Source organism: Kocuria soli (genome assembly GCF_003797835.1).
Lineage (GTDB): Bacteria > Actinomycetota > Actinomycetes > Actinomycetales > Micrococcaceae > Kocuria > Kocuria soli.
On the sequence record NZ_RKMF01000003.1, the window covers coordinates 43,560 to 54,778 of the forward strand.

Consider the following 11,219-nt stretch of genomic DNA (forward strand, 5'->3'; position numbering starts at 1 on the left):
ATTGAGTTCCATGACGCCACACCCACCGGGTCCCCGGGGGCTTCCATACCTGGGGAGTCTTCCTGCGTATCGACGGGATGCCGCTCAGTTCTTGACCCGCACGCGCTATGAATACGGGCCAGTGGCCAAGCTACGCATGGGTCCGTACACGTTCACCCTTGCCACCGGTTCGGCAGCGGTTCAGCACGTGCTGATCCGCAACAAGGAGAACTACTGTCGAGGTCAGCTCTACAAGCAGTTCGAACTGGTCATGGGCCGCGGGTTGCTCACCATGGACGACGACGAATGGCGTCCTCACCGCAGGGTCATGCAACCCGCGTTCCTCCGCAGTGCATTGGCGGGCTATTTTCCGTCGGTCCGTGAGCGCACTGAGCAACTGCTGATGCGTTGGGAGCGCCATGCTTTGGACGGGACCCCGGTCGATCTGGTGGCCGAGTGTCTCCGACTGGCGTCTGCAGTGATTATGGATGTCCTCTTCGGATTCGACATAGACGATCGTGCGGCCCGGATCAAGGAAGTAGTGGATCAGAGCATCGACGTCATGTTCCCGCACGGCACCTTCCAGGAAATGCTTCCACTGTGGGTCCCCACGCCCCGCAATCGCCGGGTCAAACGTAACCGTGAGCAGCTGCTGGAGCTGGCCGACGACGTTGCGCGGGCTCCCGCCGGCGCTGGAGAGATGACCTTGGATTCGTTGTTGCGTGCGGCTGCACGACGTGGAGAGGAGGGATGGTCACGGGAAGAGCTACGCGATGAGATCTTGACCATTTATCTGGCCGGGCATGAGACGACAGCCACCGCGATGGCCTGGTCATTGATCTCTGTGGCCAATGAACCCGCTGTGCGCGAGCGTCTCAGTGAGGAAGTGGACCGGGTGGTGGGTCAGCGTTCCGTTGAATACGCCGACCTGGAATCTCTGCCGTATACCAAGGCCGTGATCGACGAGACGCTACGGCTCTACCCACCCATTTGGCTATTCCCCCGCGATGCGATCAACGACGATGTCATGGACGGGTACCGTGTGGACGCCAAGACCAGTGTCCTGCTGAGTCCCTTGCTCTCCCACCGGGATCCGGAAGTCTGGAGCAACCCGGAAGCATTCGACCCCGAACGGTTCTTGGCGCCTTCCGGGCGTCCACCGCAGGGATCGTACATCCCCTTTGGGTTGGGAGCCCGGCAGTGCGTGGGGAATGCGGTGGCCCTGGTGGAACTGCAAGCCGTGTTGGCCATGATCACTCAGCGCTACCGTCTGGAGATCCTGCCGAGTTCCATGCTGCGCTACGGGGACACGTTGATCTCTCTGCGTCCCATGGGCGATGTGTTCGCCCGTGTCCACGTGCGCGATGGAAATGGTGTCGCATGAGCGGCCCGATCCTCCGACATGTCATGGAACTGGTGTCGGCTCCGCGTTACCCGGGTGTCAGACCGCTCGAACCGGAGTCCACGGTCTGGGTACTCAACGCCTCCCAAGCTGTCGTGGACCGGGCTGCATTCACTTTTCGGGGGCACGGCCACAACGTTGTTTGGATTCCGCCCAGCGCAGCGTCTTCCGTGATCGACGAATACGTGCGGCGTCGGACCCCTGACGTCGTCGTCGATTTCGGTGCGGGAGAACACGCCACCTCAACCGCTGACTGGCGTGAACGTTTCCACCACACCTTGGAGGTCTTGCGTGCGGTGTACCCGTGTTGGGCACCCTGCACCGATTACGGGCGTCTGCGATACACCGCCCTGACGTGGCAGCGCGAGAATGAGTCTCCTGCCGACCTCAATGGCTTGTGGAGTGGGCTGGCCAAGACTCTGCCGCGGGAGTTTCCAGCGGTGATTCCACAGGTGGTTGAATTACCGACTCCGGATGGAAACGACGACGCCGTTCTGACGCCCGTGATCGACGCGATGGAAAACTACCCGTGGGTGGAGCTGGTGATGCCTCGGGCGGCGCCCGCGCTGACACCGCTGCCGGTGCCACGCGAGGTCAATGACTGTGCTACATCAAGGATTGGGTCGGATGACACCGTCTTGATGACGGGCGGAGCACGCGGCATCGGGTGGCGTTTGGCGGTGGAACTGGCGCGCCGCACGGGTTGCCACGTTCTGGTTTCCGGGCGGGACGACGTCGAGATCCTCCGTAGCCAACCTTGGGCCCGTGCAAGCGAAGTTCAATTCGAGCAGCTTCGTGTCGAGGCCTTCACGGAACGCTCCGCAGACCAGACCCTGCCTCAGATTCGACGGCGTCTGACCAAGCAGACGCAAGTTCGAGAGATCCTGGCCAATCTGGATGCGGCGCGTGACGAGGGGCTGAATATCGAGTATGTGGTCTGTGACGTCACAGACGAACAATCCGTGCGTCGCGCCGTGGAGCAGGCAGGAGCGAAGCTGAGCGCGGTGTTGCACAACGCCGGGCTGGACATGCCTTCGCGTCTGCCTGACAAGACCCAGGCGGACGTGGAGACCGTGGTTGCCGTCAAGCTTGACGGGTTTCGTAACCTCAAAGCTGCCCTCGCGGGGCATTCGCTCAAGGTCATGTGCCTCACGGGTTCGTTGACCGGTCGTTACGGCGGCATGGTCGGGCAGTTCGATTACGCGGCGGCCAATGATTCTCTGGCCTATGCCGCTCGTGCTGCGGGGGAGGACTATCCCGTCCTTTGCGTGGCGTGGCCTACGTGGAACGGTGTGGGTCTGATCACGAACCTCAAGGCAGCCTCCGCCTACATGCTGCCCATCGAGGCCGAGGACGGCGTGACCGCCTGGATCCGAGAGATCCAAGGAGGACCGTCCGGAGAGAGCGCCTTCATGGGCGAATTTGCCACTGTTTCTGCTCAACACCTGGAATCCGTACCCGTGCCCGTCGGCTGGACCGGAGCCAGACGGATGCTGTCGCGTCGGTACTGGTTGGGACGGGTCGTCGTGATTGAGCCCCTGGTCGCGATCACCAGCATCCACGTGTTCAACCCTGATACTGCGCCATACGCGGTATCAGCCCAGCTGGGTGGTCGTGAGGCCATGCCGATTACCTTGATTCTCGAACTGTTGTTACAAGCCCGGGACGGATTCGCCATGGTTATCCCGGGGGCGACTCACCTGGAGGACGTCCGGATCCAGCTGGCCGCAGTGGTCAATCCCCCGTCTTCGCCGGACGGTCCTGTTCAGACGGCCCAGCTGCGTCGCACGGCCCGGATCCGCTCGTCCGGAGTCACCGTGGCTCTGGAGGTCACGCTTGATCGGGTGGACCAGGAGGATTCAATACCACTTGCCAGCGCCACAGTGATTGTGCGGCAGGATCCCCGCGAGCACGAAACCACACCTCAGTCGGGTCGACGATGGCGGGTCACGGTTGCCGGTGGTCCCGGGAACGCTGGTCCGGGGGTCTACCAATGGAGCGACGTTCCTGCCACGGTGCCGGCTGATGCGGGCGGACACGAAAGGGTGTTCGATCTCGTGGAGTTCTGGTCGCCGGCGCTTGGGTGGACCCAAGCAGTACCACCGTTCACCTTGCTTCCCACGACGGCAGTCGAAGCCGCTATGCAAAGGGTGATCGCCTCCCCCGCCGGAAAGGACCCAGGGGTGCTCAGAATCGGGGCAGTACTGCTGTCAGCACCCGTGGGTGACTCGGGGATACGACCGGCACCGGGCACCGCGCCTAGTTGCTCAGTCACCATCCATGAAGTTTCGGGCGAGCACCGGTATGAACTCCGCGAAATTCGCACAACCGATCACTTCGAATCCCAAGATGACATATCTGAAAGGCAGCTGCCCGAACATGCACATCTATGATGCGATCATCGTGGGAGCCCGCGTAGCCGGTTGTGCGACCGGAATGCTGTTGGCCAAAGCAGGGTTCGACATTCTTGTGGTGGACCGGGACGCGCTACCTAGCGACAAGCCACACTCGACCCACCTGATCCACCCACCCGGAATCCGCCGCCTTCGTGATTGGGGGCTACTCCAGGACATCGAGAACAGCGGGTGCCCACCGATCCACGAATACGGGCTGGCCGTGGGAACCATGGATCTCATGGCCCCTCTGCCACCCGACGGCGATGTGAGCACTGCCTTCGCACCGCGCCGACGCGTCCTGGACGCGATTCTGCTTGACGCGGCCGTCGCCGCAGGAGCCGAAGTCAGGCCAGAAACCTTGGCCACGGGCCTGGTGTACGAGCAGGAGCGCGTGGTGGGAGTGCGACTACGTAGCGGAGGGCGGGAGGTGGTTGAACGTGCCCGGCTGGTGATTGGTGCCGACGGCGTCAACTCTCGCGTCGGTACATGGGCAGGGGCGCAGAAGTACCTGGAAAGGCCCAGGCGTCTCACGAGTATCTGGTCCTACTGGACAGGTACGTCAGTCACGGAAGTTCCCACGTGGCGCGATGACCACAACTACGCATTTGCCTGGCCAACCAACGACGGTGCGGTCCTGGCTGGGGTCACGTGGCGGAGCGAGGACTTCAAGCGCCTAAAGATCAAAGACAAGGAGGCGGCACTGTTCGGGGTCATGGATCGCTTCGACCCGCAGCTTGCTGCCCAGATGCGAGTAGGTGAGCGGATCGAGGAATGGCGGACCGGTTCCGTTCCCAACTACTTCCGTGAGTCTTTCGGGGCTGGGTGGGCCCTGGTGGGCGATGCGGGGTACTGTCGCGACCCATCAACGGCGGCAGGAATCACGGATGCGCTGAGGAGTGCCGAGTACCTTGCGGAAGAGATCATCTGCGCATGGGAAGGAAAGGTATCGGAAGAGCAGGCTCTGGCGCGATATGAATATCGCCGAAACGTGAGACAGAGGCCGATTTATGAGTACACGACTGATTTTGCTCGACTGGATCCTTACCCGAGTGACGTGTTGGAGATCATGACCAAGGCCAGCTCCGTACCACGGTTTGCTCAGGGCTTGACGGGCTTGTTCGCCCAAACTCAAGATCCCTTGGAGTTCTTCTCGCCCCATAACATGAGCCAGATTCTACGTGAGACCGGTGCGCCGGAATCTTTCAGAATTGGGGCGCTCAAAGCGATTTCTTCACCAAATGTTTACAGATTGCCGGGTGTTCCTGCCGTGATGCGAGCTATGCTTGCTTCTCGACTTGGCGACATGGGTGATTACCTCCGTGAGGCCGAGCGCGCCAGGAATCGGTGGCGCGGCATGACCGGATGGCAGAGCAACCCCGAATTATTGGAGGAAAAATGGTCTACTCCCGCATCGTGACCAAGAAAGTCAAAGAGACTTTCGACGCCATCAATTCCGGCAACTATCAGGTCATGCTTGATGGCTTGGCTGATGATTTCGTATACCATTTTCATGGTCGGCATGCTTTGGGCGGTCACCGCAACACCCTGAAGTCCATGGATGCCTGGTGGCAGCGCGTTGGTCGCCTGTTACCTGGTGCGAATTTTGAGATCCGAGAAGTCCTTGTTTCTGGTGGTCCGTGGCGTACGCGGATCGCCGTCAATTCAAAGATCAGAGGAGACTTGCCCGACGGCACGCTCTATGAGAACACCGTCCTCCAGTTGATGACCCTCAGGTGGGGCAAGGTTGCAGAGGTGGAGACCTTGGAGGACCTCCAGGTCCTGGAGCGAGCTCTGAGTGTGGTCGCGAAACACGGTCAGCAGGAGGCATTGGCCGAACCGATCGAAGACCCTGGCCCAGGCTCGAGTGCGCCCCAGTACTGATCGACCAGGAGCTGTCCACGTGTATGCACGCTTTGTTTACCGTTACAGTGCAGCGGTCCTTGTGCTCAGCGCCTTGGTGCTGGCGTTGTTCGCCGTATTCGGATTTCGTGTCTTCGGTAATTTGATTCCAGGTGGATTCGCTGATCCCATGTCCGAGTCGGCCGTGGCCCAACAGATCGTCCACGAAGATCTGGGCGGGGAAGCAAACCTGGTGGTACTGGTCGGTGAACCGGCAGACGTCCCACCAGGGGAGGAGGGCCGGCCTTCGAACCAGACGGGTGCCGACGTTGCAGAGCAACTACGTCAAGACTCACGCGTGGAGTCCGTGCAGTCTTTCACCGATCCGGGAACCGGGTCCTCCCTGGTCTCTGACAACGGTGAGTGGGGATTGATCGCTGCCCACGTGACCGGCAGCGACCAGGAGCAGATCGACACTGCCAAGGAACTCTCCGATCGGTTGGTGGGTGAGCGCGAGGACGGCACGCAAGTGCTGTTGGGCGGAACGACGCCGATCACCCAGGAGATTAACGAGCAGGTCCTCGTCGACCTCAAGTACGCAGAGCTGATTGCGGTTCCCCTGACCATGATCCTGTTGCTGATCGTCTTCGGAAGTGTGGTCTCGGCGGTACTACCCCTGGCCGTGGGGGGTTTCGGCGTGCTGGGAGCGTTCTTCGCAACGTGGCTGATCACACTGGTGGCGGATGTCTCCATTTACTCGATCAATCTGATAACAGCCCTGGGGCTTGGACTGGCCATCGACTATTCCTTGCTCATGGTGAGCCGCTTTCGTGAAGAACTCGACGTTCGCGGACAGGGTCGCCACGCCGCCCGACGAAGTGAGCTTGCCCAAGAGGCCCTGAGCAGGACTCTGGCCACCGCTGGACGAACAGTTCTGTTCACCAGTCTGGCCGTGGCCAGCGCCCTGTGCGCCTTGCTCGTCTTCCCGCCGCCCTTTTTGCGGTCATTCGGGTACGGCGGGATTGCCGTCGTTGTGGTTGCGGCTTTGGGTGCTCTGGTGGTCCTTCCAGCCCTCTTGGCAGAACTCGGTCCCCGGATTGACAGTCTTTCGGTGCGTAGCAAGAAGTCCGCCGTACCTTCGTTGTCTGCCCCGTCCCAGTTCTGGGGTCATGTCGCCAGGGTGGTTTACAAACGCCCCTTGCTCTCCGCAATCCCCGTTTTGGTTGCCATCGGTGTGATGGCCGCTCCCTTGCTCCACGTACAGTTCGCCACTCCTGATGATCGGATCCTCACCGGAGACCAAGTCAGCCGGGAAGCTGGGGACATCCTGCGCGATCATTTCCCGTCCAACAGCTCCGCTTCCCCCGTTGGGATCGTCAGCTCAGAGGTCTCCTCTGAGCAGTTGGATGACTACGCCCGACGCGCGTCTCTGGTGGAGGGCGTGGATCAGGTCATGGCCGCGACGGGGATCTACCGGGACGGGCGCCACGTGGCTTCACCGCCCGAGTCCATGCTCCACGAGCAACTCCAGGCGGATGAGTACTACGCCATCCGGGTAGGAGGACCCGCGGATTTTCTGGGCGAAGAGGCGATTGACACTGTGAAGGAGCTCAGGAATTTGTCCCCGCCGGAGGGGACGAACAGGGTCGAATACACCGGGGGCACGGCACGATTCATCGATGATCGACGAGCCGTGACGGATCATCTCCTGACGGCGCTGGCGCTGATCGTGGCCACGACCTTCGTCCTGGTGTTCCTGTTCACTGGATCGGTGCTGATGCCCCTCAAGGCATTGGTCATGAACGTGATCTCCTTGGGCGCAGTGCTGGGCGTTGTGACCTGGATCTTCCAGGACGGAGCCTTCGCCGAACTGCTGGGATTCACGCCCAGACCGTTGGACATGGCCATGCCCGTCCTGTTGTTCTGTATCGCCTTCGGGCTGTCCATGGACTACGAACTGTTCCTGATCGGGCGCATGAAGGAGGTGTGGGACAGGACCAAGGACAACCGTCAGGCCGTGGTGGAGGGCCTTGCCCACACCGGACGAATCACCAGCCTGGCTGCGGTAGTGCTCTCCGTGACCTTCGCAGCTTTTGGTACCAGTCAGGTCACTTTCCTTCAGCTGTTCGGTATCGGTACGGCCTTTGCAATCCTTTTGGACGCCACGCTGGTACGCGGTGTCCTGGTGCCGTCGTTCATGCGTATTGCCGGTAATGCGAACTGGTGGTCTCCGGGTCCGCTACGTAAGCTGCATGGTCTCGTGGGACTCAGTGAGGTCTCCGACGGTCCCATGCTCAACGACATCAACCCTGCGGACTCGGAGCGCGAGGAGGATCTGCGGGCCCGACGGCGGAGGGAATCCGCGGCAGCGATCAGTGCCCTGACTCCGGCGATCGTCTCCAGCGGGAAGGGAGCTCACCGTCGTGGCCGAGATTCGGCCACAACGTCGAGCGATCCAACTGAGACGGTTTGAGCAGACAGGAAAGTGATCATTCTGCGCGGAAAGGTCCAGGTGCTGCTACCAGGCAAGCAGGTTGTCCTCAGTTCAAGAGCCGTCGTGGCCGCGTAACAAACTCGTGAAGTCCGTCACGGCCGGAGTCATGTCCACGCCCGTGCGACGGACCCTACCTGTGGGTGTGGGTGCGGGTGCCGCACCCAGCCCTTCCTGCATGAACCCGGCGACGCCGGTCTGCGTGGACACCATCGCGGTGGCCAACTCACCGGCGGCCCGGTTGATGCGCCGCTCCAACCCGGCCTCGTCGGAGCCGAAGTCCTCCGTGGCCGCGAAGACTCCGGTGGGCAGCACCGTGGCGTGCATGTACGTGAACAGTGGCCGCACCGCGTGGTCCAGGACCAGGCTGTGCCGCGGCGTACCGGCGGTTGCCGCGATCAGCACGGGCATGTCCACCAGGGCGTCCTGGTCCAGGACGTCGAAGAAGCTCTTGAACAGCCCCGCGTAGGAGGCCTTGAACACCGGAGTCACGGCGATCAGACCGTCTGCGGCCGACAGCTTGCGTTTGACGTCGTCCAAAACCGGGTCGGGGAGCCCGCCCGTGGTCATCGCATGGGCCAGGTTGACGGCAAGATCGCGCAGTTCGACGTATTCGACTTCCACGCTCTCACCCCGTCCACCCACCTGCGCGGTGACGGCCTCGGCCAGGCGTTCACCCAGCAGGGACGTGGTGGACGGGTTGGACAGTCCAGCGGCCACGACGACGAGGTGGCGGGTCATCGGGATGCTCCTTCGGTCTGGGACGACGTGACAGTGGCGTCGTCGTCGTTCGAATCGGGGACCACGGCGTTGATTACCTTCCGGTGCGAGGACTCCGGACCTTCGGCGACCAGCGATGCGTGGGTGGGCGGGTCCGAGGGCACGTGGGCCGGACGACGACGCTCGAACTCCGTGCGCAGGACGGGGGCGATCTCCTTGCCCAGAATCTCGATCTGCTCCAGGACCAACTCCTCCGGGAGGCCGGCGTGGTCCAGGAGGAACAGCAGTCGCTGGAAGTCACCCACCTGATCGGCGTAGCCCAGGTAGCGCTCGATGATCTGATCCACGGTGCCCACGGTGAGCGGGGTGGCTCGCGTGAAGTCCTCCATGGACGGGCCATGGCCGTAGACGGGGGCGTTGTCGAAGTACGGGCGGAAGATCCGCTTGGCCTCGGCCTCCGTGTCCGCGGCGAAGAACTGGCCGCCCAGACCCACGATGGCCTGATCGGCTGATCCGTGCCCGTAGTGCTCGAAGCGTTGGCGGTACAGGTTGACCATCGCGGCGGTGTGCTCGATGTTCCAGAAGATGTTGTTGTGGAAGAAGCCGTCACCGTAATAGGCGGCCTGCTCCGCGATCTCCGTGGAACGGATGGAGCCGTGCCAGACGAACGGGGGCACCTCGTCCAGGGGGGCAGGGGTGGACGTGTAGTTCTGCAGCGGAGTGCGGAACTTGCCCGACCAGTTGACCACGGGCTCCCGCCACAGCTTGCGCAGCAGGTGGTAGTTCTCGATGGCCAGCGGGATGCCGTCCCGGATGTCCTTGCCGAACCAGGGGTAGACCGGGCCGGTGTTGCCGCGGCCCATGGTCAGGTCCACGCGGCCGCCGGAGATGTGCTGCAGGAACGCGAAGTCCTCGGCGATCTTGACGGGGTCGTTGGTGGTGATCAGCGTGGTGGCCGTGGAGAACTTGAGGTTCTTAGTCTGCGCCGCCAGGTACCCAAGGTGGGTGGTGGGTGACGACGGCACGAACGGCGGATTGTGGTGCTCGCCGGTGGCAAAGACGTCCAGGCCGACCTCTTCAGCCTTGAGGGCGTACTTGGTCATCGCCTGGATGCGGCGAGCTTCCGAGGGGGTGGTGCCGTTGGTCGGGTCCGTGGTGACGTCGCCGACGCTGAAGATGCCGAACTGCATGATGTCTACTCCTTGATCAGACCCGCCACGTTCGGGCCCTGTGGTCCGTCTGTGCCAATACGTGACGTATCACGTATGACTATGGACCTGTATAGGTGATATGTCAACCAATGGTGGTGGTGTGAATGTCTGTGCTGGTCAACCCCGGGGAGGCGGTCAGCCGCGACGGGCGAGCCCGCACTCCTGGGCATTCAGGTGGTCCGAGATCAAGGCGGTGATGCGCCCGAGTTCGGCGGCGTCGTCGTCACTCAAGGCGTCAAAGAGCACGGAGCGGACGGCACGGACATGGCCCGGGGCTGCGGCCTCCAGGGCGGTTCGGCCGGCGTCGGTCAGTTCGACGAGCTGCGCGCGCCCGTCGTCCGGGCAGGCTCCGCGACAAACCAGGCCCCGCTTCTCCATCCGGGTGAGGTGGTGGGACATGCGGGAGCGTTCCCACTCGAGCAGGCCCGCCAATTCGGTGATCCGGCAGGAACTGTTGGTGGCCTCGTTGAGGGTGACCAGGACCTCGTAGTCCTGCAGCGAGAGTCCGGAGTCCTGCTGGAGCTGTTGGCCCAGGCGTGCCGGCACGCGCGAGCTGGCGGAGAGCCAGTTGCGCCAGATGCGCTGTTGGCCGTCCGTGAGCCAGGCGGGTTCCGGGGAGGTGCCGGGGGAGTCTTCGAGGGGAGTTGCTGCGGCCATGCGCCCAGTCTAGTAATAAGGTGACATGTCACTCAAGGTGATCTGTCAACAAGCTGGTAGATGACGGCTGACTGCCGCTGCGCTCCCGTCCACGCGGTGAGCCGTGTGTCAGGATGCAGGGCGTGAGCCCTTCCCGCCCCATGATCCGCAAGAACGACGCCGGTGACCGCTCCGGCGCGCGCCGCCCTCGAAAGCCCGAGCAGCGGCTCTTTCCGATCTCTCTGGGGCTGTGGGTGCTGGCGTTGGTGAGTTTCGTGTTGGCATTCGTGCTGGGGAACACGGGATCCGGAGCAGTGATGTCCCTCAGCTTCATCGGGGGTCTGCTGCTGTCGACCCTGGCGGACGTGGGTGCGTTCCTCACGGCGCTGGCCAGCTCCGTGACCTACCGGAAGCACCGTCCCTGGAACATCGTTCTGCTGCTGGCAACCGTGCTCATCTCCCCGGCCACGTTGCTGGTGGTGCTCCAGGCTGCTCTGACCATGTAGTTGCAGGTCTCCTGCCTTTGGCTCGTTTCCTTGGCCTTG

9 protein-coding genes are annotated in these 11,219 nt (G+C 62.5%); 6 read left to right on the plus strand and 3 right to left on the minus strand.

The genetic code is table 11. The annotated features are described in order from the left end of the window. Positions 1-10 precede the first annotated feature (10 nt). The 5 genes from EDL96_RS03015 (at position 11) to EDL96_RS03035 (ending at position 8,089) form a co-directional block, all read left to right on the plus strand. Complete coding sequence (locus EDL96_RS03015; RefSeq protein WP_123824344.1) at positions 11-1,363, plus strand: cytochrome P450; 1,353 nt, start codon at positions 11-13, stop codon at positions 1,361-1,363. Further along, entirely contained in the window at positions 1,360-3,774 is a 2,415-nt protein-coding gene (locus EDL96_RS03020) for an SDR family NAD(P)-dependent oxidoreductase (protein WP_123824345.1), read from the plus strand. Before EDL96_RS03015 ends, EDL96_RS03020 begins: the two co-directional genes overlap by 4 nt. Continuing rightward, on the plus strand, positions 3,731-5,194 hold the full coding sequence (locus EDL96_RS03025) for an NAD(P)/FAD-dependent oxidoreductase (RefSeq protein ID WP_158609478.1): 1,464 nt from the start codon (positions 3,731-3,733) through the stop codon (positions 5,192-5,194). The genes EDL96_RS03020 and EDL96_RS03025 overlap by 44 nt, the downstream gene beginning before the upstream one ends. After that, a complete protein-coding gene (locus EDL96_RS03030; RefSeq protein WP_233568646.1) occupies positions 5,191-5,658 on the plus strand; it encodes a nuclear transport factor 2 family protein in 468 nt (155 codons plus the stop codon). Before EDL96_RS03025 ends, EDL96_RS03030 begins: the two co-directional genes overlap by 4 nt. Before the next feature lie 148 nt (positions 5,659-5,806). Continuing rightward, positions 5,807-8,089 (plus strand): MMPL family transporter, encoded by a 2,283-nt coding sequence (locus EDL96_RS03035; RefSeq protein WP_123824348.1) that lies wholly within the window; start codon positions 5,807-5,809, stop codon positions 8,087-8,089. A 72-nt stretch (positions 8,090-8,161) separates the two neighbouring features. On the opposite strand, the gene EDL96_RS03040 is transcribed toward EDL96_RS03035, so the two are convergent. The 3 genes from EDL96_RS03040 to EDL96_RS03050 all read right to left on the minus strand — a co-directional run bounded on the left by EDL96_RS03040 (position 8,162) and on the right by EDL96_RS03050 (position 10,695). Next, positions 8,162-8,848, minus strand: a complete 687-nt coding sequence (locus EDL96_RS03040) for an FMN reductase (RefSeq protein WP_123824349.1) — start codon at positions 8,846-8,848, stop codon at positions 8,162-8,164. Beyond that, positions 8,845-10,017 carry an LLM class flavin-dependent oxidoreductase gene (locus tag EDL96_RS03045; protein WP_123824350.1) on the minus strand — a complete coding sequence of 391 codons (1,173 nt, stop codon included), beginning with the start codon at positions 10,015-10,017 and terminating at the stop codon, positions 8,845-8,847. The genes EDL96_RS03040 and EDL96_RS03045 overlap by 4 nt, the downstream gene beginning before the upstream one ends. 156 nt (positions 10,018-10,173) lie before the next feature. Beyond that, positions 10,174-10,695, minus strand: coding sequence for a MarR family winged helix-turn-helix transcriptional regulator (locus EDL96_RS03050; RefSeq protein WP_123824351.1), 522 nt, complete (start codon positions 10,693-10,695; stop codon positions 10,174-10,176). Positions 10,696-10,817: 122 nt separating this feature from the next. Between EDL96_RS03050 and EDL96_RS03055 the strand changes: the two genes are divergently transcribed. Continuing rightward, a complete protein-coding gene (locus tag EDL96_RS03055; protein ID WP_123824352.1) occupies positions 10,818-11,180 on the plus strand; it encodes a hypothetical protein in 363 nt (120 codons plus the stop codon). The last annotated feature ends 39 nt before the right edge of the window (positions 11,181-11,219 follow it).

Excerpts from the sequence above, each read along its gene's own strand:
- EDL96_RS03015 (WP_123824344.1), top strand. The coding sequence starts at position 11 with ATGACGCCACACCCACCGGGTCCCCGGGGGCTTCCATACCTGGGGAGT.
- EDL96_RS03020 (WP_123824345.1), top strand. The coding sequence starts at position 1,360 with ATGAGCGGCCCGATCCTCCGACATGTCATGGAACTGGTGTCGGCTCCG.
- EDL96_RS03025 (WP_158609478.1), top strand. The coding sequence starts at position 3,731 with ATGACATATCTGAAAGGCAGCTGCCCGAACATGCACATCTATGATGCG.
- EDL96_RS03035 (WP_123824348.1), top strand. The coding sequence starts at position 5,807 with ATGTCCGAGTCGGCCGTGGCCCAACAGATCGTCCACGAAGATCTGGGC.
- EDL96_RS03040 (WP_123824349.1), bottom strand. The coding sequence starts at position 8,848 with ATGACCCGCCACCTCGTCGTCGTGGCCGCTGGACTGTCCAACCCGTCC.
- EDL96_RS03045 (WP_123824350.1), bottom strand. The coding sequence starts at position 10,017 with ATGCAGTTCGGCATCTTCAGCGTCGGCGACGTCACCACGGACCCGACC.
- EDL96_RS03050 (WP_123824351.1), bottom strand. The coding sequence starts at position 10,695 with ATGGCCGCAGCAACTCCCCTCGAAGACTCCCCCGGCACCTCCCCGGAA.